Source organism: Rhizobium centroccidentale, assembly GCF_030182565.1.
Lineage (GTDB): Bacteria > Pseudomonadota > Alphaproteobacteria > Rhizobiales > Rhizobiaceae > Rhizobium.
Genome location: NZ_JAQJCG010000007.1, coordinates 106,180 through 129,016 on the forward strand (window position 1 = coordinate 106,180; position 22,837 = coordinate 129,016).

The 22,837-nt window shown below is 60.3% G+C and carries 21 protein-coding genes and 1 riboswitch; of the genes, 13 read left to right on the top strand and 8 right to left on the bottom strand.

Translation table 11 applies throughout. The annotated features are described in order from the left end of the window. Positions 1-69: 69 nt before the first annotated feature. From PH562_RS11800 to olsC, 11 genes are all read left to right on the top strand, one after another. Positions 70-975: a carbohydrate ABC transporter permease gene (locus PH562_RS11800; protein WP_285173180.1), complete on the top strand. Its 906-nt coding sequence runs from the start codon at positions 70-72 to the stop codon at positions 973-975. Position 976: 1 nt separating this feature from the next. Continuing rightward, the gene (locus tag PH562_RS11805) at positions 977-1,852 is read left to right on the top strand and encodes a carbohydrate ABC transporter permease (RefSeq protein WP_113230010.1); all 876 of its coding nucleotides are present in this window, start codon (positions 977-979) and stop codon (positions 1,850-1,852) included. 92 nt (positions 1,853-1,944) lie between these two features. Further along, the gene (locus tag PH562_RS11810) at positions 1,945-3,033 is read left to right on the top strand and encodes an ABC transporter ATP-binding protein (RefSeq protein WP_113230011.1); all 1,089 of its coding nucleotides are present in this window, start codon (positions 1,945-1,947) and stop codon (positions 3,031-3,033) included. A gap of 95 nt (positions 3,034-3,128) precedes the next feature. Beyond that, positions 3,129-3,692, top strand: a complete 564-nt coding sequence (locus PH562_RS11815) for a TetR/AcrR family transcriptional regulator (RefSeq protein ID WP_285173181.1) — start codon at positions 3,129-3,131, stop codon at positions 3,690-3,692. A gap of 19 nt (positions 3,693-3,711) precedes the next feature. Next, positions 3,712-4,053: a DMT family transporter gene (locus tag PH562_RS11820; RefSeq protein WP_285173182.1), complete on the top strand. Its 342-nt coding sequence runs from the start codon at positions 3,712-3,714 to the stop codon at positions 4,051-4,053. Positions 4,054-4,217: 164 nt separating this feature from the next. Beyond that, positions 4,218-5,003, top strand: coding sequence for a ThuA domain-containing protein (locus PH562_RS11825; RefSeq protein ID WP_285173183.1), 786 nt, complete (start codon positions 4,218-4,220; stop codon positions 5,001-5,003). An 8-nt stretch (positions 5,004-5,011) separates the two neighbouring features. Then, entirely contained in the window at positions 5,012-6,055 is a 1,044-nt protein-coding gene (locus PH562_RS11830) for a Gfo/Idh/MocA family protein (protein WP_285173184.1), read from the top strand. 41 nt (positions 6,056-6,096) lie between these two features. Further along, the gene (locus tag PH562_RS11835) at positions 6,097-6,927 is read left to right on the top strand and encodes a class I SAM-dependent methyltransferase (protein ID WP_285173185.1); all 831 of its coding nucleotides are present in this window, start codon (positions 6,097-6,099) and stop codon (positions 6,925-6,927) included. A gap of 43 nt (positions 6,928-6,970) precedes the next feature. Continuing rightward, positions 6,971-7,058, top strand: a riboswitch (Fluoride riboswitch). A 115-nt stretch (positions 7,059-7,173) separates the two neighbouring features. Next, positions 7,174-8,544: a voltage-gated chloride channel family protein gene (locus tag PH562_RS11840; protein ID WP_285173186.1), complete on the top strand. Its 1,371-nt coding sequence runs from the start codon at positions 7,174-7,176 to the stop codon at positions 8,542-8,544. Positions 8,545-8,567: 23 nt separating this feature from the next. Continuing rightward, positions 8,568-8,957: a fluoride efflux transporter CrcB gene (crcB, locus tag PH562_RS11845; protein ID WP_285173187.1), complete on the top strand. Its 390-nt coding sequence runs from the start codon at positions 8,568-8,570 to the stop codon at positions 8,955-8,957. Positions 8,958-9,259: 302 nt separating this feature from the next. Then, positions 9,260-10,105, top strand: a complete 846-nt coding sequence (olsC, locus tag PH562_RS11850) for an ornithine lipid ester-linked acyl 2-hydroxylase OlsC (protein WP_285173188.1) — start codon at positions 9,260-9,262, stop codon at positions 10,103-10,105. Between the two features lie 83 nt (positions 10,106-10,188). Here the strand turns inward: olsC and PH562_RS11855 are convergent, their stop codons facing one another. The 5 genes from PH562_RS11855 to olsE form a co-directional block, all read right to left on the bottom strand. Then, positions 10,189-11,907, bottom strand: a complete 1,719-nt coding sequence (locus tag PH562_RS11855) for a flotillin family protein (RefSeq protein ID WP_285173189.1) — start codon at positions 11,905-11,907, stop codon at positions 10,189-10,191. Further along, positions 11,904-12,557: an OB-fold-containig protein gene (locus PH562_RS11860; protein ID WP_285173190.1), complete on the bottom strand. Its 654-nt coding sequence runs from the start codon at positions 12,555-12,557 to the stop codon at positions 11,904-11,906. The genes PH562_RS11855 and PH562_RS11860 overlap by 4 nt, the downstream gene beginning before the upstream one ends. A 3-nt stretch (positions 12,558-12,560) precedes the next feature. After that, complete coding sequence (locus PH562_RS11865; RefSeq protein ID WP_285173191.1) at positions 12,561-13,706, bottom strand: PspA/IM30 family protein; 1,146 nt, start codon at positions 13,704-13,706, stop codon at positions 12,561-12,563. A 247-nt stretch (positions 13,707-13,953) separates the two neighbouring features. After that, on the bottom strand, positions 13,954-17,277 hold the full coding sequence (locus tag PH562_RS11870) for a thiamine pyrophosphate-dependent enzyme (RefSeq protein ID WP_285173192.1): 3,324 nt from the start codon (positions 17,275-17,277) through the stop codon (positions 13,954-13,956). 221 nt (positions 17,278-17,498) lie between these two features. Beyond that, positions 17,499-18,494, bottom strand: coding sequence for an ornithine lipid hydroxylase OlsE (gene olsE, locus PH562_RS11875; RefSeq protein ID WP_113230023.1), 996 nt, complete (start codon positions 18,492-18,494; stop codon positions 17,499-17,501). Positions 18,495-18,624: 130 nt separating this feature from the next. On the opposite strand from olsE, the gene aac(6') reads away from it, so the two are divergent. Further along, the gene (gene aac(6'), locus PH562_RS11880) at positions 18,625-19,065 is read left to right on the top strand and encodes an aminoglycoside 6'-N-acetyltransferase (RefSeq protein ID WP_113230024.1); all 441 of its coding nucleotides are present in this window, start codon (positions 18,625-18,627) and stop codon (positions 19,063-19,065) included. Between the two features lie 22 nt (positions 19,066-19,087). Here aac(6') and PH562_RS11885 read toward each other — a convergent pair whose 3' ends face one another. Next, on the bottom strand, positions 19,088-19,750 hold the full coding sequence (locus tag PH562_RS11885) for a GNAT family N-acetyltransferase (protein WP_113230025.1): 663 nt from the start codon (positions 19,748-19,750) through the stop codon (positions 19,088-19,090). 29 nt (positions 19,751-19,779) lie between these two features. Beyond that, entirely contained in the window at positions 19,780-20,463 is a 684-nt protein-coding gene (locus tag PH562_RS11890; RefSeq protein WP_285173193.1) for a pyridoxamine 5'-phosphate oxidase family protein, read from the bottom strand. Positions 20,464-20,557: 94 nt separating this feature from the next. Between PH562_RS11890 and pdxR the strand changes: the two genes are divergently transcribed. Then, positions 20,558-21,982 (top strand): MocR-like pyridoxine biosynthesis transcription factor PdxR, encoded by a 1,425-nt coding sequence (gene pdxR, locus PH562_RS11895; protein ID WP_285173194.1) that lies wholly within the window; start codon positions 20,558-20,560, stop codon positions 21,980-21,982. Here the strand turns inward: pdxR and PH562_RS11900 are convergent. Next, entirely contained in the window at positions 21,972-22,835 is an 864-nt protein-coding gene (locus PH562_RS11900; RefSeq protein ID WP_285173195.1) for an AraC family transcriptional regulator, read from the bottom strand. The genes pdxR and PH562_RS11900 overlap by 11 nt on opposite strands. Between the last annotated feature and the right edge of the window lie 2 nt (positions 22,836-22,837).

Here is a 22,837-nt window from a genome sequence, read left to right on the forward strand (position 1 = left end):
CCATCGGCGACAATCACAACGGCAAGACGGCTTTCATGCCGCCTTGCCGTATCGGACTGGAGGATTTCGATGGATAAGTCGAAGAGCGCCGGCAGGGCGGGGTACTATCTCTACATGATCCCGGGCGTGCTGGGGTTTGTTCTTATCGTGCTTGTTCCGCTGATTGCCAATTTCGCGATCAGCTTCACCACGTGGAAGGGCGGCGTCATCCCGCCGCGTTATGTCGGTCTGGAAAATTATGCCAGGCTGCTTCAGGATACCGCTTTCTGGGGCTCCATTCAGCATACGCTTCTGTTCATCATCTCGATGACGATCGTGCCCATCCTTTTGGGCCTCGTGCTGGCGGCCGTGCTGTTCGACTATATCAGTGCGCAATTCGGCGAGACATGGTCGAGCTTCTTTCGCGCAGGCTTCTACCTGCCGCAGATCCTGCCGCTGACCGCAGCCGGCGTGCTGTGGGCATGGATTCTCAATCCTATCGGCATCATCAATGCGGTGCTGAAGGCGATCGGCCTCGATTTCATGGCTAAGAACTGGCTGGGGGATGCAAGCTATGCGCTCTGGGCGGTTTCGGCCGTCATCGTCTGGGTGCAGGTCGGTTATTGCCTGGTCGTCTTCATGTCCGGATTGGCACGCGTCGATCCTTCGCTCTACGAGGCCGCCGAGCTCGACAATGCGAGCTGGTTCGCGCGTTTCCGCGCCATCACCATTCCGATGCTAATGCCCGAAATCTTTGTCGTTGCACTCACGACACTAATTGCGGCGCTCAAGGTCTTTGCGCCGATCTATGTTCTGACGTCAGGTGGGCCGGATAATGCGACGACGGTTCCATCCTATCTGTCATACTACCATTTCTTCACGACGAACCGCGTCGGATATGCGGCAGCCATCGCGACGTTGCAGACCGTCATGACCATCATACTCGGCATCCTCTTCCTGCGCATGCAGTCGAAGCAGGCCGAAGGAGGACATTGAGATGGCCACGGCATCCTCGATTTCCACAAGCACCGTTTCGGCGGAGCATCGCGTAAGAAGCGGATTCGGCCGCTGGGTCGTTCTGGGCATTCTCCTGGTTTTCCTTGCCGGCACTCTCTTTCCGTTCTTTCTCGCGGCAGTCAACGCCATCAAGACACCCTCCGATTATGCCGCCAATGGCCCGCTTGCTCTTCCGCACAGCTTCGATCTGACGGCACTCAAGAACTTCTGGGCGACCGTCGATTTTCCCCGGAAGCTCTTCAACAGCGTTCTCATCAGCGGATGCACAGCCATTCTGGCCGTCGTCCTAAGTCTCCTGAATGCCTATGCCATCGGCATAGGCCGGGTGCGCGGCGGGCAAGGGCTTCTCGTCCTGCTGCTAATATCCATCATGGCGCCGCAGGAGGCTTTGGTCTATCCGCTCTACTATATGTCGAAGCAGGTCGGCCTGTTCGACTCGATGCTCTCGGTTATCCTGATCATCGGCGTGCTGCATACCGCATTCGGAACCTATCTTTTGTCTTCGGTGCTGGCGACCTTCCCGCGCGAGATCATCGAGGCGGCGCAGATCGACAATGCCAGCCGCTGGCAGATCCTGTGGATGGTGATCGTGCCGGTGCTGAGGCCGACGCTTGCGGTGCTTGCAACCTTCTTCTTCATCTGGACCTGGAACGAATTCCTGATCCCGCTGGTATTCCTCGTTTCCAACAACAACCAGACGGTCTCCGTCGCCATGGGCGTGCTGTCGGGCGCCAATACCCAGGACCCGACGGCAATTGCCGCGGCTTCGCTGCTCGGCATAACGCCGACGATCATCTTCTTCCTTATTTTCCAACGGACCCTCACGCGCGGTGTCGCGGTCGGTGCCGTCAAATAACCAATGCGGAAGCCCCGTTCGGCGAAAGCCGTCGGGCGGGGGCGCGACGAATGGCAAGTTCGATAAATTCGATTTTCCGCAGGAGGCGTAACGTGGCAGGTATCAATATCAAATCCCTCACCAAGCATTTCGGTGCCGTGCAGGTTCTGAACGACATCGATCTGACGATCGAGCGCGGCGAGTTCGTCGTCTTCCTTGGAGGCTCGGGCTGCGGCAAGTCGACCTTGCTGCGCATGATTGCGGGTCTCGAGACCATCACCAGCGGCGAGATTTGGATCGGCGGCCGCCGAGTCGATCAGCTGCCGCCCGGTGAGCGCGGAGTGTCGATGGTCTTTCAATCCTACGCGCTCTATCCGCACATGACGGTTCGCGACAACATGTCCTTCGGCTTGAAAAATATCAAAACGCCCAAGCACGAGATCGCAAGACGCATCGAGGAAGCCGCGAAGATCCTGGAAATGCCGCATCTGCTGGATCGCAAGCCTTCGGCGCTCTCGGGCGGCCAGCGGCAGCGCGTCGCGATCGGCCGCGCCATCGTGCGCGAGCCGGATGTGTTCCTGTTCGACGAGCCGCTTTCCAACCTTGATGCCGGCCTGCGCACACGTACGCGCGTGGAACTGGCGCAGCTTCACGAGCGGCTGGGCGCAACGATGGTGTTCGTGACGCATGACCAGGTTGAGGCGATGACACTCGCCGACCGTATCGTGCTCTTGAACAACAAGAAGATCGAGCAGGTGGCGACCCCCGTCGAGATCTATACGCGCCCTGCAACGCGCTATGTCGCCCAGTTCGTCGGCTCACCCGGCATGAACTTTATCAACATAGCTGGCGTTGGCGAGGCAGGCGGGCTGGCGACGGCAACGCTGCCGGATGGCTCTGTCATCAAAACGGCGATAGCGCTCAATGGTCTCTCGAATTCAGGACTGACGCTCGGCATCCGGCCGGAGCATCTGGTCGTTACGACGGCCGAAAAGGGCGATATCGGCGGCCAAGTCGAAACCGTGGAGCGCCTGGGCGACCGTTCGCTCGTTCACGTCCGGCTCAAGGATGGTTCGAAGATCATCGGTACCGATCCCGGCATGACGACGATCACCACCGGCTCGCCGATCGCTTTCGTGGTGGAGGCAACGAAGGTCAGCATCTTCGATGAAAAGGATGCGGCTCATCATTCCGTAAACTGAGGAGGAAACAACACGAGATCATCCACAAACAATTAGGCCTAGACACTATCGATTAGAGCGTTGACGAAACCGTCCAACTGGTATGTTATGTCGCCATGTCCACTGCGCACCATAGGAAGAAGCAACCTTTGTTCGTCCGTCAGCAGTTGCTGGCAGTCGCCGCACGGCTTGCTTCCGAAAAAGGGATGACGGCGGTGACGCTGGATGCCGTTTCCGGCGCCTCCGGTGTCAGCAAGGGTGGATTGCTGCATCACTTCCCCAGCAAGAACATGCTGTTGGAAGCGTTGTTCGACAGCCTGCTGGAGCGGTTGGACGCTGCAATCGAGGAAGCAATGCGGGCCGATCCGTTGCCGCATGGCCGCTTTACACGCGCTTATCTGCATGCCTGCCTGGCGCTGCGGGACCAACCGCAGGGCACCAAGGATTGGGCACAGGTGACGATGGTGCTGCTCACCGAACCGCAATTGCGGCAGCGGTGGCACGCATGGGTACGCGAGCGCAGCGAAGAATATGTCGGCACGGACTCCTCGGTGGATGCGGCGATCGTCAGATTGGCGGCCGATGGGATCTGGCTTGCCGACCTGCTCGGCAGCCACGACATGGACGAGAGTGCCCGTCAAAGGCTGATCGACCGGCTGATCGAGCTCACTCAGCTCTAGCCCTATCGGAGATAATGGAATGGCGAACGCATCGGTCTATGCAATGCTGCTGGTCGCGATCGTGCTTGAAGTGATCGGCACGACGGCATTGCAGATGTCGCAGCAGTTTACGCGCCTCGGCCCGACGGTCGTTCTGGTGATCTGCTATACGGCGGCGTTCTATTGCCTCTCGGTAACGTTGCGGGTCATTCCGGTGGGCATCGCCTATGCTATCTGGAGCGCACTCGGCATCGTGCTGATTTCGATGGTGGGCGTCGTGCTTTTCCGGCAGAAGCTCGATCTCGCCGCGATCATCGGTCTTGCGTTGATCATCGCCGGAGTGCTCGTCGTCAACCTCTTTTCAAAGTCCGTGTCGCACTGAAAACAGAGGTGTTGTTCATGGTCGTTTTTGCCTTTGTCAAATCGCTTTGAACCCATTATGTCTTGGGTCCAACGGGCTGATGAAGGCTTGAAATGCGGCGCTTTCCCAAAGCGCTTTGGATCGCATAACCTATTCAATCCTAATGGTATTAGAGGAGTGCCGTAATGACTATTCGTGCCGTCGTTTGGGGCGAGAACATTCATGAGCAAACAAACAAGGTCGTCGCCGAGATCTATCCGGAAGGCATGCACAACACCATCGCCAAGGCGCTGAATGCCGATCCCAGTATCGAGGCAACCACTGCAACGTTGCAGGAGCCGGAGCATGGTCTCAGCGAAGCCCGTCTGAAGGATACCGACGTCCTTCTGTGGTGGGGCCACAAGGATCACGGCGCCGTCAAGGACGAGGTCGTCGAGCGCGTCGCCAAGCGTGTTTGGGAGGGTATGGGCCTCATCGTCCTGCATTCGGGCCATTTCTCCAAGGTATTCAAGCGCCTAATGGGTACGCCCTGCGCACTGAAGTGGCGCGAAGCCGGCGAGCGGGAGCGCCTCTGGGTCATCAACCCCCGCCATCCGATCGCAGCCGGCCTCGGCGAGCATTTCGAGCTTGAGAACGAGGAGATGTACGGTGAGCAGTTCTCCGTTCCGGAGCCACTGGAAACCGTATTCATCTCCTGGTTCCAGGGTGGCGAGGTCTTCCGTTCGGGCATGACCTGGCGTCGCGGCGCCGGCAACATCTTCTATTTCCGTCCGGGCCACGAGACCTACCCGACCTATCACAACGGCACCGTTCAGAAGGTCCTGATCAATTCCGTGAAGTGGGCCCACAACCCGCTCGGTACCCAGGCCAGCATCCATGATGCGCCGAATGTGCCGGTTGAAAAAGCGTTGGAGCCGATCGTCGAACGCGGCCCGAAACTGCACCAGGCCGGCGAAGCCGGTTATCGCTGAGGTATCAGATGCGTCTCATAGTAGTTGGCACGGGCGGCATGGCGAAGAACCATGTGGAGCATTTCGCCCGCATTCCTGGCGTCGAAATCGTCGGCGCCGTCGATACGGATGCGACGAGGCTCACCGCCTTCTGCGACACGTTCGATATCAAGAAGCGCTTCTCGTCGCTCGACGAGGCGCTCACCTGGGGTGAGTTCGATGCGGCGACCAACGTCACGCCGGACAAGGCGCACCATCCGACGACCTTGCCGCTGCTTGCCGCAGGCAAGCATGTTCTATGCGAGAAGCCACTCGCGGAGAATTATGAAAAGGCGCTTGAAATGACGGAAGCTGCCGAAAGGGCAGGGGTCGTCAACATGGTCAACCTGACCTATCGCAATGTCGCGCAGCTGCAGAAGGCGCGCGAGATGGTGATTTCGGGCGAGATCGGCACGGTCAAGCACGTGGAGGCGTCCTACCTCCAGAGTTGGCTCGTCTCCAAGGCCTGGGGCGACTGGCGCAGCGAGTCCAAGTGGCTCTGGCGTCTGTCGACGGGCCACGGCTCGAACGGCGTTCTCGGTGATATCGGCATCCATATCCTCGATTTCGCCGCCTATGGCGCCGCGACCGATATCGATCACGTCTTTGCCCGTCTCAAGACCTTCGCGAAGGCTCCCGGCGAGCGCATCGGCGAATATACGCTCGATGCGAATGACAGCTTCTCGATGTCGGTCGATTTCGCCAACGGCGCGCTCGGAGTCGTGCATGCGAGCCGCTGGGCGACGGGGCACCTGAACGAGCTGAAGCTGCGCATCTATGGCGAGCGCGGTGGCCTGGAAGTGTCGCATAGCCCGAATGGTTCCGAACTGCGCGGTTGCCTCGGCGATGACACGGAAACGGCGACGTGGCGTGTTCTCGATGTGCCGCCGGTCCAGACCAACTATCAGCGCTTTGCTGATGCTGTCATGACCGGCAGCAGCCAGGACCCGAGCTTCAGACACGCTGCGAACTTGCAGCGCGTGCTGGATCTTGCCATGGTGACTGAAGTTGAACGGCGCGAACTGAAGGTCTGATATCATAGGCAGCCTTCAGGCAAGGCCTTGGGAGTGCACGCATGTCTACCGAGGAAAAAGTTGCCAGCCACTATACGCACGGATCGCTGGAAACGGCGATCCTGCAAACGCTTGCCGCCGATGGTAAGGATATCGATAATCTTCGCATCCGCGATCTGGCTGATGTCGATGAATTCCATCTGGGTCGTCACGCGGCCACAGTGGATTTCGCAAGGGATCTGGATCTTTCCGCCGGCCTGCGTCTTGCCGATATCGGCTCCGGACTCGGCGGGCCTGCCCGCCATTTTGCCGACTCCTACGGATGCATCGTGTCGGGCGTCGATCTCACCGAAGAATTCGTTCAGGTCGCCAATTCGCTGACGGCCCGCTGCGGTCTGGAGGATCTGGTTTCCTTCCGGCAGGGCAGCGCGTTGGCATTGCCTTTCGAGAGCGGCAGTTTCGATCGTGCGACGCTCATTCACGTCGGCATGAATATAGAGGACAAGGCGAGACTGTTTTCCGAGGTCAGGCGCATTCTCAAGCCCGGCGGTCGTTTCGGGCTTTATGAGATCATGCAGATGCGCGAGGGAACGCTCCCCTTTCCGATGCCCTGGGCTATGGAGTTGGAAACGAGCTTCGTCCGCAGCCCCGATATATATCGCCATCTGCTTGACGAAGCCGGCTTCACGGTTGAGCTTGAGCAGGATCGTAGTGCTCTCGCAATCCGATTGGCACATGAAGCGCGCGCCAGGGCCGCTGCGGCGGGCGAGGTGCGAGACCAGGGCGTCCGGACGTTGATGGGCCCGCGGGCTGGTGAGCGCATGAGCAACGTCAACGTGTCGGTCGAAGGCGGCCTGCTTGCGCCGATCGAGATGATTGCCCGGGCAGTGTGACGGCTGCTGCCCGTTGACAGCGGCGGGCCTGTTTCTGTATGGAAAATACAACGGTAATGGATTTCTGCCGGGCCATGGTGGCCGAACCGCTGCTCTGATTTTCCAGAGAAGCTGATGACTCCTACTCAGCACGCCTGAAAGGCGAAGGAGTAGAGTCATGCCTGTTATCTCATCGTCATCCCACTTCTGTTTCTTGTTCACTGTCCCCGGAAGACCGTGTGTCGGCTTCGCGGGAGGGGCAAACTGATGTCCGCATCCGCCTATTTTCATCATCGTTTTCAGCAATTTCGCAGTCTTTTCAAATGGATCGTTCTCGTGGTGCCGATGGCTGTGGTCGTCGGCTCGCTCTGCGCGCTGTTTCTCTGGAGCCTCGACAAGGCTACGGCCGCGCGCTTCGATCATCCATGGCTGATCTTCCTGATGCCCGTTACGGGTTTCCTGATGGTGCTGGTCTACCAGCGTTTTGGCCGAGGCTCGGAAGGTGGCAACAATCTGATCGTCGACCAGATCCACGAGCCCGGCGGCGGCGTGCCGTTGCGCATGGCGCCCTTCATCCTGGTTTCGACGGTTCTGACGCATCTGGTCGGTGGTTCGGCGGGGCGCGAGGGAACGGCTGTGCAACTCGGCGGCAGTATTGCCAGCGCCTTTGCAAAGGTGTTCCGGCTCAGCCACGCCGAGATCCGCATCCTCCTCATGGCGGGCATTGCCGCGGGCTTCGGTGCGGTGTTCGGCACGCCGATCGCTGGTGCCGTCTTCGCTCTCGAAGTCCTGACCATCGGGCGCATGCAATATGAGGCGCTGATCCCGAGCCTCGCTGCGGCAATCGCGGCCGACTGGACCTGCCATGCCTGGGGCATCGAGCATATCCAGTATCACATCGGCTATCTCTCAGGCATTTCGGCCAGCACGTTCCATCTCGATGCGCTGCTGCTCATCAAGGTCGGGCTTGCCGGCGTCATCTTCGGCTTGGCCGCACGTTGCTTCAGCGAGGTCTCGCATGCTGCGTCGGCGGCGTTCAAACGGCTCTGCGCCTACGCGCCGCTGCGGCCGGTCATCGCCAGCTCGGTCCTGATCGGCCTCGTTTACCTGCTCGGTACCCGGCAATATCTCGGGCTTGGTGTCTGGTCACCCAATCCAAGCGATGCGACGATCCTCGGCTTCTTCGATCCCGCCCATGTCGACTACTGGAGCTGGTTCTGGAAAGCGCTTTTCACGATCGTGACGCTCAGTTCCGGCTTCAAGGGCGGTGAAGTGACGCCTCTGTTCTTCATCGGAGCTGCACTCGGCAATACGCTTGCCGCCATTCTTGGCGCGCCCGTCGACCTCTTTGCCGCGTTGGGCTTTGTCGCCGTCTTTGCCGGCGCGACCAATACGCCGCTTGCCTGCATGATCATGGGCATAGAGCTCTTCGGCGCGACGCACACCGTCTATCTCGCTGTCGCATGCTTCCTTGCCTATATCTGCAGCGGCCACACCAGCATCTATCTGTCGCAACGGCTTGGCATCGCCAAAAGCGCTGCTTCCGATAACATCCCAGCCGACACGCCGCTTCGCCATATTCGCGAGCGCGGCTTGAAGACGCGGCGGGAAAATGCCCATAAGGTCGGAAAGGTTTGACGCAAGGACGGCTGGAGGTTGTCGTGCTCTATCTTGTCGTGTTTCTCGGTGCCGGATTGGGCGGTGCATTCCGTCTCGGTGTCAACGAGGTCGCCGCCCGCCTGCTCGGGATCGAGTTTCCATTCGGCACGTTGATCATCAATGTGCTTGGTGCCTTCCTCATGGGGCTGCTGACGGAGTATTTCGCTTTTCGCGGCGGTATGTCGCAGGAGATGCGGTTGTTTCTGACAACAGGCCTTCTAGGTGGATTCACGACGTTTTCGACTTTTGCGCTGGAGAGCGTCGTGCTCTGGGAGCGGGGCCAATGGATGCCGGCCATTGCCTATATCGGCCTGTCCGTTTTCCTGTCGATTGCAGCCGTGATAGCAGGGCTTGCAATTGTCCGGCTAATAATTCAGGCTCAAACAGCTTAGTGATTGGAGATCGGCAGATTTCGCCGCATTTTTGCCGATTATGGGGTGAATCCCTCTCGAGAATCGCAGAGATTTATTCCACGACAAACCACCGCTCGTTGCGAACGGACTCTCTTGCGAAATTCGACTAATCAACTCATATAATCGCCTATTAAGATCACCGCATAACACAAGGAGTCGGGCGTCGATCAGGATAAGCACAGGCAAAGCACTCCCAATGACAAGCCTGTTCTCGCTCCGGGATTCGCATGCGGATTCCTCGCGCAACTTCCTCCCGGACCGCACCGCCCCAAAAGACAGACATGACGGAGAGTCCCTTGAGCGCACCTGCTCCCACTTCCAACCAATCTCCTGCTCCGGAACAGACCTTCGGCACCGCCGGCATTGCGCCGATGGACCGCCCGAGCGCCATGACCCGCTTTTTTATGGGCATCGTTGCCTGGGCCGAAAGCCTCAACCTGAAATATGCCAAGCTCGGCAATCCGCCGGTCTATGACACAGCGACTTTCCCCTGGGCCGCCGAGATAGAAAAAGATTTTCCGGCCATCCGCGCCGAGCTCGAAAAGGTGCTGCTGCGCCAGAGCGAGCTGCCGACCTTCCAGGACATCTCCACCGACGTGAAGACCATTTCGACGGATACGCGCTGGAAGACCTTCTTCCTCCTCGGCTTCGGCGTGAAGTCGGAGCAGAACATCAAGGCATGCCCGAATACCTGGGCAGCCGTGCAGAAGATCCCCGGCCTGACGACGGCGATGTTCTCGATCTTCGAGCCCGGCAAGCATCTTCCGGCTCACCGTGGTCCTTATAACGGCGTGCTGCGCCTGCATCTCGGCCTCATCGTGCCGGAGCCGAACGAGAAGCTCGCCATCCGCGTCGACAAGCAGGTTTGCCATTGGCAGGAAGGCAAGGCGCTGATCTTCGACGACGCCTATGAGCATGAAGCATGGAACCATTCCGACAAGACGCGCGTGGTGCTCTTCGTCGACTTCGTCAAGCCGCTGAAATTCCCGGCCCGTTTCGTCAACTGGGCCCTGATGAACCTGGCGATCTTCACGCCCTTCATCAAGGAAGGCCTCGACAATCATAAGGAATGGGAAAAGAAGTTCTACGCCGAAGCCGAGGCGTTCAGAAATCGCCCGAAGCCCTGATCTCATCGACTGTTTAATTTAACGGAAACCCCGGAATCCCTAAGGAATTCCGGGGTTTTGTGTTTGCTGACGATCAGCAGCCGTTAGGCAGGCTTATCCGTCTCTTCGGCGTCGTCGTAATATTCCTCTTCCTCGGGCTGGGCAGCTTTGGTCTTGCCATCGAGATTGCCAAGCAGGGCCGAGATGGCATTGTCGCCGTCGAAGCCGGCCTCCTTCAGCAGGCGGTCGAGGATCGGCTTGTTGGCCTGGTAGGAGAGTAGCTGGCCGGCAAGACCTTCGCCAAGGCCGACGCCGCTGCCGCCGCCCGCACCGTTGCCATTGCGGCCGAGCATGCCGCCGGTGTCGAAGATCCGGATATCGGAGATCTTTTCGATCGGCTTGACCGCTTCGGCAAGGGCGGCGGGCACGATGCGGATGCGCTCGCGGGTGATCTCGAATTCGATGATGGCGGGGCTGAGCTTGTTGCGCGCTTCGTTGAGCAGCGCTTCGCTCTCGGCCGTCGCCTTACCGGTTTCGAGAATACCCTTGGCCTTGATGATCGCAGCGTCGGCTTCTGCCGTTGCCAGCGTCTTGATGGCGTCGGCCTGGTCGGTCGCGGCCTGCTTTTCGGCTTCTGCAGCGATGGTGACGGCGGTTGCCTGGGTTTGGGCGCGCTTCTGCGCATCGATCACGGCGATCTGCTTCTCACGTTCGGCGATCTCGACCGCCTTGGCGGTGCCGACCTTTTCCTCGGCTGCGATAGCGAGTGCGCGAGCGGCTTCTGCCTTTGCCTTGGCTTCAGACTCCTCACGGCTCTTGTTGGCAACCGCGATGGCGCTTTCCTGCGCGACGATCTGGATATCGCGGCGGGCTTCGGTGTCGCGCTGCTGCACGGCGCGGGTCGAGTCGATGTTGGCGGATTCTCGAGCTTGCTTTGCCGCAGCTTCGCGTTCGGCGATCGCCTGCTCGGCGGCGATGCGGGCTTCCTCTTCCGCGCGCTTGGCGGCCTGTTCCTGCTGAGCGGTTTCGGCGCGGGTGGCGGCGGACTTGTTGGCGATGTCGCGCTGCTGGTTTAGTTCCGCCTCGCGCTTCGTCCGCTCGATCGCGAGCGACTGCTGACGAGCCTCCAGGTCCTTCTGGGCAATCGCGACTTCGGTATCGCGGACGACTTCGTTACGCTCCTTCTTGCGCGCCTCGGTGACGCGGGTCAGCGCGGCGAGACCGTGCGCATCGAAGAAGTTGTTGGCGTTGAAGTGCTTGATATCGGTCTGGTCGAGGCGCGTCAGCGACACGGATTCCAGTTCGAGACCGTTGGACTGCAGGTCGGAGCCGACCGCATCCTGCACGGCCTTGACGAAATCCATGCGCTGTTCCTGCAGGGCATCAAGGCTCATCGTGGCTGCCACCGAGCGCAGGCTGTCCACGAACTTCGCTTCGATCAGCTGGCGCAGCTGTTCGCTGTCGTTGGTGCGATTGCCGAGCGTCTGGGCGGCAAGAGCGATCGAGGAGCTGTCCGGTTTGACGCGGACATAGAACTCGGCGCCGATATCGACGCGCATGCGGTCCTTGGTGATCAGCGCATCATTCTCGCCGCGCTGGACCTCCAGGCGCAGCGTCTTGAGGTTGACGCGGGCAATCGAGTGGAAAATCGGCAGCACGACGGAGCCGCCGTCGAGCACGACTTTCTGGCCGCCGAGACCGGTGCGCACATAGGCCTCATCGCGGCTCGAGCGGACATAGAGCGAGGCAAGGACGAAGCCGATCCCGAGGATCAGGACGAGACCTATGCCTGTGGGAAGAATAAGGTCGTAAAGGCCGTTCATGAAGGTTGCTCCGTAGAGGATTTGTCATCGGACCTCATGAGATCCGAGGGGGCGGAAACTGCGATGAAGATGTCGGCCTTGCGGTCGACAAGCAGAACTTGGGCGCCGATCGGCAAGGGGCTTTCACCCTTGGCGGCGCTGGCGCGCAACTGATGCCAGTTGCCATGCGCGTCCTTGACGCTGACGCGGCCAGGCAGGCCTTGATCCAGAGGGCCGATGGAAACCGTGCCCGTGCGACCGACGAAGTCATCGGCCTCGACGGCGTAGGTCTCGTCGCGCGGCACGATCCTGGCGATCGTTCGCGTCGAGCCCCGGACGAGAGGGATCGTGACGGCGAGGGCCGGCACTGAGGCAACGATCGCCGGCAGCGGTCCCCAGATCACGTCGGCGACGGTCTGGATGGCAAAACCCGTCACGGCGAAGATGCCGAGGGCCAGCATGATCAGGATCAGTAGCGGCACGCCGCCGATATTGATCCAGGAGAGCAGGCCGGCAAGCACTCCGTCATGACCTTCGAAATGCGGCTTGCCGATGAGTTCACTTAGCGAGAAGCCAAGCAGCATCGACAGGATTTCGATTGCCGTCAGTCCGATCAGGATCATTGCCGCGATGGCAAAGGGCGCACATTCGGGTGCGAGAAACAGGTGCATCGGTTACTGGCCGCTGGCCTTGAAGCGGGCAAGGCGTGCTTCGATGGCCTGCTCCCGATGCAGGCGGTCAAGCTCATCGAGCTCGGCGCTTGTTGCGGGCTCGCCCGAGGGTACGCCGGTCAATCGGGAAACGGCCGCCGCCGCGCGGGCTGCACCGGCGGCCGCTGTCGGCCGTGGATTTTCGCCCATTGCTTCCTCGCGAGCATGGCGGGCGATGCTGCGCTTGAAATCGACAAGCCGTGCTTCCGCCTCGCGGCGGGTGGCAAGAACAGCCTGAAGTGCCTTCTGGCCCTCGTCGATCTGTGCGTTCGCATCCGCGAGCGCCTTGTCGAGCGCGGCGGTCTGCGCCTCGAGGTCGATCTGGCGCGCGACGCCGGCCTTGGCGAGGTCTTCGCGATCGGCCGTGATCGCAAGCCGGATCTTAGCGTCGAGCGCGTCGAGATCGGCGACGATTTCGCTGCGGCGGCTCCGGATGCGGTATTCCTCGGCGCGCGCCTTGCCTAGATCGGCACGCGCTTCATCGGCGGCGGCGTCGATCTCGCGCAGCGCCTGCTCGATGACGGCGACCTTGTTGGCGCCTTCTACGGTGTCGACTGCGGCATTGGCGAGGCCTGCGATCAGTCGTCCCATGCGGGAAAGAATGCCTTCATGCATCGTCATGTTATCCTCCGTTCGGGGAGAGTTTGGTGTTACCCCGATGTGAATCGCGTAGGGGCCTCCATCGGCGATCAGATAGGCGGGGATATTGCTGTCCCAGCCTTTGAAATAGCCGGCCACGTCGAAGGGCACGGCGACACGGCCGCGCACCGTCGAGATTGTCAGGTCTGACGGACCCTTGATGGCAAAGAGCTTTTCGTCGAGCGGCAGCCGGTTCCAATCGGCAAGCCCGCTTCGATTGGCCGCAAAATCACGCAGGCCGAGCGTCACGAGGCGCGCGGGCAAAGCGGTGCGTTCGCGGATCGTCTCGTAGGCAAGATCGTGAAGCGTGACGAGATTTGCTCCGGCTCTGTCCGGAACGATTTCGCCCAAGAGTTTCATCATTTGCCCGTATGCAGCAAAGGTCTCGTCCAGAGCCTGCCGCGCTTCGTCATCGGGAGCGAGATCATATCGCAGACGAGAGCGGTGCGTTGGTGCGTGTGTCTTTGCCATGGCCTTCAAGTAAAGCACCCCTACGGTGCTTTTCAAGGGAGCGTGGCGTCAAACATGAATGAATTGTAATGAATGATGGGCCGCATAGGTTGCAGAAATTTGATACTTCTCTCCGCCTATGGGCGATCATGCAACTCGTGAGCTCGCGTATATGTAGTGATTGGGCGCGAAAAAACCATATGAAAAGCGCGGCCAATCGGACGCGCTGCATGGAATTTTTGAGTGGAGCGTTGAGGAGGAACCGCGGTTACTTCGCGGTCCGTACGATTGCAGCACCTGCCGTCATGCCGCCGCCGAAGGCCACCAGGCCGAGATTGAGCGGCTCCGAGTGTTCGTTGGCGACATGCAGCATGGCAAGCGGAATGCTTGATGAGCTGGTATTGCCGTAGGTCTCGATGACGCTGAGGGCAGGGCGGCCGCTACGCTTGGCGATCGTGTCGATGATGCGCTGGTTGGCCTGGTGCGGCACCAGAAGATCGAGGTTGGCAAGCTCGATGCCCGCATCGACGCAGGCGTTTTCGATCGAACGGGTCATCGAATGCACCGCTTCGGTGAAGACCGACCGGCCGTTCATGGCAATGACGCCATCGTCCGGAAGCGGAACATAGAGCAGGTCCCCCGGCTCCGGTCGGCCGCTGACGATCGGGCGGCTCGCGGTGAAGAGCGGGTTGCGCGCCATATCGCGGCTGGTTACGAGGCTGGCGGTCGCGGCATCGCCGAAGAGGATTGCGGTGGAGAAATCGTTCATGTCGAGCAGCGGCGACAGGACTTCCGAGGTGATGATGAGCACCTTGGCGTCGTTCTGCTGTGCAATGAAATCATAGGCTTGCTGCAGCGCGTAGAGATAGCCGGAGCAGGCGGCACCCATGTCATAGGCCGCAAGCGAAGGACGCACGCCGTCTTCGGCGACGGCAACCGCGACGCGGCTTGCGAGCGACGGCGTGGCGATGTCGGGCGTTCCGGTGGCGGCGATCACCAGATCGATATCGTGGATCGACATCTGGTTCTGCTTGAGAAGATCACGCGCCGCCTTCGTGGCAAGACTCAGCGTGCCTTCTTCAGGCCCGACCCAGAAGCGGCTCTTGATGCCCGTCAACGCGAGTATTTCGTCGGCGCGGCGGTTCGGCCAGTTATGGATGATTTCTTCGTTGGTGACGCGGCGGGCACCGGTGGCGATGCCGATACCGTTGATGACGACTTCCGAGAAGCTGCCGGTATGGCGGCGCAGCGCCGGGATGACATGCGATTTCAGGCGGCGCAGCACGAATTTGTTTTGGATTTCGGAGGCGAGCGCGAAGTTCTGCTCGCTAAGGTCGCGATTGGCGTCGACAGTCAGAAGTGGGCTGTCGGTGGCGATCTGGTCGCCGATCTTGGCGAAGACCTCCTGTACGACGCCGCCGATATTGGCGCAGATCTCGACAGAGGCTTTTGTCGCCTCGACGACGGCCACCAGTTGGCCGACTTCGATCTTGTCGCCGGGCTTGACGAGTATATCGGTCACGAGGACGTTCTCGTCGGCGGGCCCGGAGCCGATCGCCTTGATCGCTGCCGTCGGGCCGCTGTCATCCTCTTCGTGCCAGGTAACCTCGCATTCAAGCACTTCAGCCATCAGGTCGACCAGCTTGCGATAGGAGGGAAGGGTCTCAAGCTGATTACGGAAATTGAAGGGGATGTGCGCATCCGAGCGCGCGAGCCGGCGCACGACAACAGGCACATCGGTCTTTTCGGTGACGGTGGCAATGATTTCCGCGCCCATGCCGACGGTGCGGTTATCTTCATGTACGACGATCAGGCGGCGGGTGCGCCGTGCACTCGCCAGCACTTCCTTCTCGTCCCACGGCGAGATCGAGCGCAGATCGATCACCTCGACGGAAAAGCCCTGGGCCTCGAAAGCGCTCGCGGCATTGGCGCAGAGCGAAACCGTGTTGCCGTAGCTGACGAGCGTGATGTCGCGGCCGCGGGTAACATGGCGCGACAGGCCGGGATGAACGAAGTGCTTATCCAGATCCTCGGAGGTGCGGCCGTCGGAGTTGTTGAGCACGGCCTTCGGATAGAGGAAGACCGTCGGGCGCCGCGATTCGAAGGCGGCATTCAGCAGACCGGCGGCATCGCCGGCGCTGGAGGGCATAACGACGTCGATGCCCGGCGTGTGCGCCAGCATTCCCTCGAAGCTCTGGGCATGGAACGGACCAAGGCCTGGCTTGTAGCCGCCGCAGCTCACCATCAGGATGACGGGCGCTTCCCAGGCGCCATTGCTGCGCCAGAACATGCTGCCCATTTCCGAGACGATCTGATTATAGGCGAGCGGCAGGAAATCGGCGAACTGCAGGAAGGCGACGGGGCGCTGGCCCGCCAGCGCGCGGCCGACCGCCGTGCCGACGATTGTCGATTCGCTGAGAGCGGCGTTGCGGACGCGGTCAGGATATTTGGTGCTGAGGCCGCGCGTCACACCAAAAACGTCGCCCTTCGGATCCTCTATATCCTGGCCAAAGAGAACGACTTCGGGATTTCCGGCCAGCTGCTTGTCGAGAACGACATTCAGCGCCTCGCGCATCGTCAGCGTCGATGCGGTCTCGTTGCCGCGATATTCTGCCCTCTTATCGAAGGAAGCTGGGTAGGGAGCCTTAGCCTCCGGCTCGACCTTCGGGGCGTCTTCCTTGCGGGCAAGGGCGGCTTCTGCCTGCACTTCCGCAATCAATTCCTGTTCGATCTTTTGCAGAGCATCGGCGTCGATACCCGCCTTCTGCAGCATTGCCCGCAGATTCGGCAGCGGGTCGCGCGAGGAGCCGGCCTCGATTTCGAGCAGGGTGCGATAGGTCTTCTGATCGTCGGCATTGGTGTGATCGGAAAGGCGCTCGACGTTCAGAAGCACGATGCTGGGCGTGCGGTTGTTGCGGCTGTGACGGACGGCCTTGCGGAAGGCGTCGCGCGATGCGGTGAGATCGTCGCCATCCGTGCGGATGATATCGATGCCGTAGAAAGAGGAAGCGGGACCAGCCGGCAGGTCGAAGAACGTCTGCTTGCCCGTGCGTGTCGAGATGGAGAAGCTGTTGTCCTCGATGACGAAGACGACGGGATACTGGCTGCGCACGGCTTCGGCGACCGCTTCGAGGAACTCGCCCTGCTGGGTGGTGCCGTCGCCGACACAACAGATGGCGATCGGCATTCCCGGCTTATGCTTCAGGGATGCCGCGACGCCGACAGCATGCAGGGCATTGTTGCCGACCGGTCCGACGATCGACGTGATGTTGAGGGCGCGGGAGGACAGATGCGCGCTCATCTGACGGCCGGCGGAATGGGAATTGGCTGTTGCAAGCAGGCTGGAGAAGAACTCACGAATGGGCATGCCGCGCGCCAGCATCAGGGCCTTGTCGCGATAATGCAGATGCAGCCAGTCGTCGTCCTGGAGAAACTCGTTGAGCAGCGCGGTGGACTCGTGACCGGCGCCGGAAACGTGAAAATGTGCTATGCCTTGCTTGATGAATTCTCGCTCAAGCCGATCTATTTCTCTGGAAATGAAAAATATTCTGTGAAGTTGCTTAAGGTATTCTGTGGCAAACCTCCCTTCCATCTCAATGATTTTCCTGATCTTTCGTCTAAATTAAATGCTGGGAGTTAGGTAAACCCCCAGCCTGCCTTTTTCAATACACGTTAAATGACAAGATCTTCTCAGTTTGAAACGGAAATACGCATATTGCGGGGCCGTATTTTTTCATGATGTTTCTGTCCACAAGGCATGCGCGACAACGCGCCCGCCCAAACGCGAAACGGGTGCGTCTTTCGCGGGTTATGTTAGCCCGATTTGCGCATAGAGGCGGCTTCACGTTGCCTTTCGGCGGCCGCTTTTGCGGCCTGTTCTTCCTTGAGAATCAGCTCCTTGGGCTTCTTGCCGATAATCTCCTTGCGGCCCGTCCTGGAGAATGGCTGCACGAGCTGGGCGAGGAAACCCTTGGCTACCTTGCCGGTGATGCCGATATCGGTCGAGGACGGACGCGGCGGGTTGTAGAAAGTGCCGAGAAGCTGATCCCAGATCACGAGGTTTTCCCCATAATTCGTATTTCCCTCGGCCAGAATCTTGGAATGATGCCAGCGATGGAGGCGTGGAGTCGAAAATATGAGGTCGAGTGGGCCGGTGCGCATATCGACATTGCAATGGGTCAAAAGGCCGATGAAAGCCGTGACAGCACCGATCCAAAGGAAGACCGGCAACGGCGCGCCGAGCAGATAGAGCGGAATCTGACCGAGCGCGATCTTGAACAGAGTATCGATGACGTGAAAACGGCCTGTGTTGATGACCCATAGCCGTTCGACGCTGTGGTGCAGCGCATGAAAGCGCCAGAGCGACAGATGCTCATGCGCCAGGCGATGCGCCATATAGAGACCAAACTCGGCGATGACGAGGCCGAGCACCACCTGGAACGCCATAGGCCATTGATCCGGCCAGAAATGCGAATGGTAGCTCAGCGCCGGCTGCGCGACTGTCGCGACTGCCATCGGGAAAGATGTGCCGATCGCAGCGGCGATCTGCACGCCGCCCTTGTTCAGCAGCGTGTGGGCGATATCGTTGAAGGTCTCGCCATCGCGCTTCTGCCAAGTCTTCTCGTAAGGCATCAACCGCTCGAAGAGGGCAATGATGGCTACCGTTGAAAGATAGACGACATTGAACCAGAGAAGATGCATATCCGACTGGAAGGCGAAATAGGCTCCCGTTAGTCCACCGCACAGGATGGCTGGCCACAACAGGGGGGAAACAGCAGCGTAAAGACGCGAACTGCTTTGAAATGTCATTCCATCAACCTCAGATTCTGATCGGCGAAATAGCGCGTGAATATGCGCGATATGTAGCGCGATGATTGTGGAGTCGAAAGCGAAATTTTTCCGTTGGCCGGCAACAGGCAGTTGGATAGGAGATCAAGACATGCGCATAGAGCAGGCGGCAGACGAACATCTGGAGGCGTGGGCGCGGTTGCGCGTCGAACTTTGGCCCCATAGTTCGCTCGAACATCATCGGGCGGAACTGGCGCAATTTCGCGCTGATGAAAATGCTTCTGCGTTTGTCGCGATCGATTCTGTCGGTCATGTCGTCGGTTTTGCCGAAGCGACATTGCGGCACGATTACGTCAATGGCTGCGAGACTTCGCCGGTCCTATTCCTGGAGGGCATCTATGTGCGTCCCGAAGATCGGCGGGGAGGGGCGGCGCGGGCGCTTTGCCAGGCTGTCGCCACCTGGGGGCGGGAGGCTGGCTGCACCGAGTTTGCTTCGGATGCACTGATCGACAATCTTGCGAGCCACGCCTTTCATGCCGCGCTCGGTTTCGTCGAAACCAGGCGCGTGGTCTATTTTCGCAAGCTGCTATAGGCCCGGAGCTACGGGACTGTGCCTAGGCGAATGTCAATTTCGTCTTCTGCTGACCAGCCTCATCGAAATTCTCCGGGCTCAGCCAGCGCTCGTAGCCGGCCTTCAGGCGCGGCCAGTCGGCGTCGATCATGGCGAACCATGCGGTGTCGCGATTCTGGCCCTTTGCGACCATGTGCTGTCGGAAAATGCCTTCATAAACGAAGCCGAAACGCTCGGCTGCCCGCTTCGACGGCTCATTAAGGTTGTTGCACTTCCATTCGAAGCGGCGATAGCCGAGCGTGTCGAAGACGTAGGATGCGAACAGGTAGAGCGTTTCGGTCGTCACGCGGCTGCGGGCGATCGCAGGTCCCCACAGGATGCTGCCGATTTCGATGACGCCATGCGCGTTGTCGATGCGCATCAATGCCTGCCGGCCCTCGGCGCGTCCGGTCCGTTTGTCGATCGTCGCGAAGAAGAGCGGATCGGCGCTGGATGCGGCTTTCTCGAGCCAGGGCGAAAAGGCGGCGCGATCGGCCGGGGCATCCTCGAAAAGATAGCGAAAGCGATCTTCCGCGCCGGGTGCCCGGGCTGAGGCAAGGAGATCGTCGCCATGACGGACCGCCTCGAGCGGCTCGATCCTGACGTAGCGGCCGTCAAGGGGAATGCGCTCGGGGCGGGCGACGCCCTTCCAGTTCGTGAGATCCATATCAAAGTCCTTTGGTCATCAAATGTAGTTCAGCGAAGCCGGCCGGATTGTATCAGGTCCGCAAGGGATTGTGGCAGCTCCATTCCATCGGGCAAGCCGGGGGCGGACTGTGGTGATACCAGGCGGCTTTCGATGGGCAGAACGCCAGCCCAGACGGGATGATCCGCTTCGTCTTTATCGCCCGGCGGCCCATTGCGGATCTTGGCGGAGGCCTCGTCGATTTTCATCCGCATGACCGATGTCGCCTTGACCTCCTGCTTGGTCATCGATCTGAGGCTATCCCAGCGGCCGGGAAACAGGTCTTCGATCAGGCGGCGCAGTGCATCGGTCTTTTCCTCGACATCATCGACAAGACGGGCCGTGCCGAAAACCATGGCTGAGCGATAGTTGACGGAATGGTTGAAGGCCGAGCGGGCAAGCACATAGCCGTCGATGATGCTGCAGGTCAGACAGACCGGCATGTCTTCGGCGGCGCGCAGGAAGCGGCTGGCGGACGAGCCGTGCCAATAGACGTAATCGCCTTCGCGCCAATGCATGGTCGGCGTCACATAGGGCGCACCATTGATGACATAGCCGACATGACAGAGCGGGGCGGCATCCAGAATGGCATGGACATCGGCATGGGCGTGGCTGCCGCGCTTCGGGCTGCGCCGCACGCGGGTGCGCTCGGTGGTCGGGTAGGTGCCGGTATCAGGTGGATAGTGATCGGCCATGTCTTCCTCACAGATCGGGCGTTGATCTCTGCCAGCAAAGAGGTAGGCTATAAACAGCCAGTTTTTCGATTTTTAGCAGACCAGTTGAGGTTTCATGACAGCGGTGGCGCAGTGGCCGGCACTGGATCGGTCTTCGGGCGACCTGGAGGGGCAAGTCTACCGCTTGATGCGCGATCGTATCCTGCGTGGACAGATGCCGGCAGGGCAGCGCGTGCCGTCGACGCGGGTAATGGCCGTCTCGTTCGGCGTTGCGCGCTCGACCGTGGTCAACGCCTATGATCGGCTCAAGGCGGAAGGCTATCTTCACTCGACCTCTGGCGCGGCGACACGCGTCGCGGCATTCCCGAAGACGCCATTGTCGGGGCGGGCCGCACCACCGCCGCCAAATCTGCCGCGCGTTACGGAATTCAAAAGGGGAGGATTGTTCGAGCCGGGGGTGCCCGATGTCTCGACCTTTCCCCATGCCGCCTGGGCGCGCTGTCTCGGTGCTCGGGGCCGATCGCTGCGGGTGCATGATCTCAGCTACAGCGATCATGGCGGCGTTCGCGAGTTGCGCGAGGCTATACTCGAGCACATCTCGGCGACACGTGGCGTGGTCGCCCGTCCCGAGCAGATCGTGATCGTGCCATCGACGGGTGCCGCAATCGGGCTGCTAGCGAGCGTGTTGCTTCAGCCCAGTCATTCGGGCGACATCGTCTGGATGGAGGATCCCGGCTACGCCAGCGCGCAGGCGATCCTGCGGATGGCCGGGGCCAGCCTCGTGCCGGTGCCTTGTAATGCCGAGGGCATCGATATCGCGCAAGGGATCGGGCCATCGCCGCGACTGATCTATGTCACGCCCTCGCATCAATATCCGACCGGCGTGACCATGAGCCTGCCGCGTCGTCTTGCGTTGCTCGAATTCGCTCGCGCCAATGGCGCGATCGTGCTGGAAGACGATTACGACAGCGAGTTCCAGTATGCCTCGCGCCCTATTGCCGCCCTGCAGGGTATCGATCACGGTGAAGTGGTTGCTTATATCGGCACCTTTTCGAAGACTCTCGCGCCCGGTCTGCGCGTCGCTTACGCCGTCATTCCCACGCGGCTTCTGGCGGCGACCGAAGCGGCGCAACGGCTGAGAGGCGCCGTCGTGCCCGTTCATATCCAGGCCGCCCTGGCCGATTTCATGCGAGAGGGGCGATTTCGTGCGCATCTGCGGCACATGAACGGCATTTATGCCGAGCGCATGGCGGCGACCGTCGAAGGACTCAATCGTCATTGTGGTAATTGGCTGGAGGTTGCAGCGGGTGGTGGCGGGCTGCAGCTGGCAAGCTGGTTCCGCGATGCAAAGACCGATGATGTCGCCGTTGCGCGGATCATCAACGCTAATGGTTTCGCTGTTCGGCCGATATCGGCACTGTATCTGGGACCTGCTCGGCCCGGATTGCTGCTTGGTATTGCCCGCATGGAAGCGCAGGCAGCGGATGCGGCGGCGGCGAGGATTGCCAGGCTGCTTGAGATCATGCCCGTCAACGCCTGAGAAACATCGCCCGATATTCGCGCGGTGTCATGCCTTTCAGCGCTTTGAACTGCCTGTTGAAATTGGCGAGCGAGCTGTAGCCGATGGAATCGCTGATATGGTGGATGGCCTGATCCGTGGAAGAGAGGCGGGCGCAGGCATCGCCGATGCGCATGCGCATGAGGTAATCCGATATCGTCCCGCCGGTATGGCGGCGAAACATGCGGTGCAGGCCGGAGACGCTGAGCGCCGCGATATCGGCCAGCTCATCGAGGCTGATCGCGCGGGCATAGTGAAGATGCATGTGCGTGAGAATGCGGTCGATGCGCTCGCGGCTTTCCTTGAGATCCGGCGCCTGCGCCGGCGCGCTTGCGAGCGGCGTCGCGTGCCGGTCTTCCGCCACCCTCACCAGAATGCCGAGCAAAGCCAGAAGGCGCTCGACCGGCGGCTTTTCGAAAATGGTTTCGAAAGCGGAGCGGACGGCGGCCGAGGTCGTCTGCGAAAAGCGCAGGCCGTTATTTCCACGCTGCAGCATCGTTTCGATCGATCGGAATTCGACGGCGCCGCCTGTTATCTGCAATAGCCAGTCGCGATTGAACCAAAGTACCAAGGCGATATGCGGCTTTTCTTCCTCGATCTTGGCGCGTGAAACCCAGCTATGCGGCAGATTGGGGCCGATGAGAACGAGATCGCCGTCGTCATAGTCGCCACTATGATCGCCGATGAAGCGTTGCCCGATGGAATTCAGCGTCAGTGTCAGCTCGAATTCCGGATGGTGGTGCCATTGGAACGGAATGCAGTCGTCGAGCCTGCGGTTCAGCATGCTCCAGGATGCTTCCGGCGATCGAGGCAAAACTTCGAGATAGGGCCTCATGG

What these genes read in the sequence shown, in the direction of transcription:
- PH562_RS11800 (WP_285173180.1), top strand. Translation starts at nt 70, where the DNA reads ATGGATAAGTCGAAGAGCGCCGGCAGGGCGGGGTACTATCTCTACATG.
- PH562_RS11805 (WP_113230010.1), top strand. Translation starts at nt 977, where the DNA reads ATGGCCACGGCATCCTCGATTTCCACAAGCACCGTTTCGGCGGAGCAT.
- PH562_RS11815 (WP_285173181.1), top strand. Translation starts at nt 3,129, where the DNA reads ATGTCCACTGCGCACCATAGGAAGAAGCAACCTTTGTTCGTCCGTCAG.
- PH562_RS11820 (WP_285173182.1), top strand. Translation starts at nt 3,712, where the DNA reads ATGGCGAACGCATCGGTCTATGCAATGCTGCTGGTCGCGATCGTGCTT.
- PH562_RS11825 (WP_285173183.1), top strand. Translation starts at nt 4,218, where the DNA reads ATGACTATTCGTGCCGTCGTTTGGGGCGAGAACATTCATGAGCAAACA.
- PH562_RS11830 (WP_285173184.1), top strand. Translation starts at nt 5,012, where the DNA reads ATGCGTCTCATAGTAGTTGGCACGGGCGGCATGGCGAAGAACCATGTG.
- PH562_RS11835 (WP_285173185.1), top strand. Translation starts at nt 6,097, where the DNA reads ATGTCTACCGAGGAAAAAGTTGCCAGCCACTATACGCACGGATCGCTG.
- PH562_RS11840 (WP_285173186.1), top strand. Translation starts at nt 7,174, where the DNA reads ATGTCCGCATCCGCCTATTTTCATCATCGTTTTCAGCAATTTCGCAGT.
- olsC (WP_285173188.1), top strand. Translation starts at nt 9,260, where the DNA reads ATGACGGAGAGTCCCTTGAGCGCACCTGCTCCCACTTCCAACCAATCT.
- PH562_RS11855 (WP_285173189.1), bottom strand. Translation starts at nt 11,907, where the DNA reads ATGAACGGCCTTTACGACCTTATTCTTCCCACAGGCATAGGTCTCGTC.
- PH562_RS11860 (WP_285173190.1), bottom strand. Translation starts at nt 12,557, where the DNA reads ATGCACCTGTTTCTCGCACCCGAATGTGCGCCCTTTGCCATCGCGGCA.
- PH562_RS11865 (WP_285173191.1), bottom strand. Translation starts at nt 13,706, where the DNA reads ATGGCAAAGACACACGCACCAACGCACCGCTCTCGTCTGCGATATGAT.
- PH562_RS11870 (WP_285173192.1), bottom strand. Translation starts at nt 17,277, where the DNA reads ATGGAAGGGAGGTTTGCCACAGAATACCTTAAGCAACTTCACAGAATA.
- olsE (WP_113230023.1), bottom strand. Translation starts at nt 18,494, where the DNA reads ATGACATTTCAAAGCAGTTCGCGTCTTTACGCTGCTGTTTCCCCCCTG.
- PH562_RS11885 (WP_113230025.1), bottom strand. Translation starts at nt 19,750, where the DNA reads ATGGATCTCACGAACTGGAAGGGCGTCGCCCGCCCCGAGCGCATTCCC.
- PH562_RS11890 (WP_285173193.1), bottom strand. Translation starts at nt 20,463, where the DNA reads ATGGCCGATCACTATCCACCTGATACCGGCACCTACCCGACCACCGAG.
- pdxR (WP_285173194.1), top strand. Translation starts at nt 20,558, where the DNA reads ATGACAGCGGTGGCGCAGTGGCCGGCACTGGATCGGTCTTCGGGCGAC.
- PH562_RS11900 (WP_285173195.1), bottom strand. Translation starts at nt 22,835, where the DNA reads ATGAGGCCCTATCTCGAAGTTTTGCCTCGATCGCCGGAAGCATCCTGG.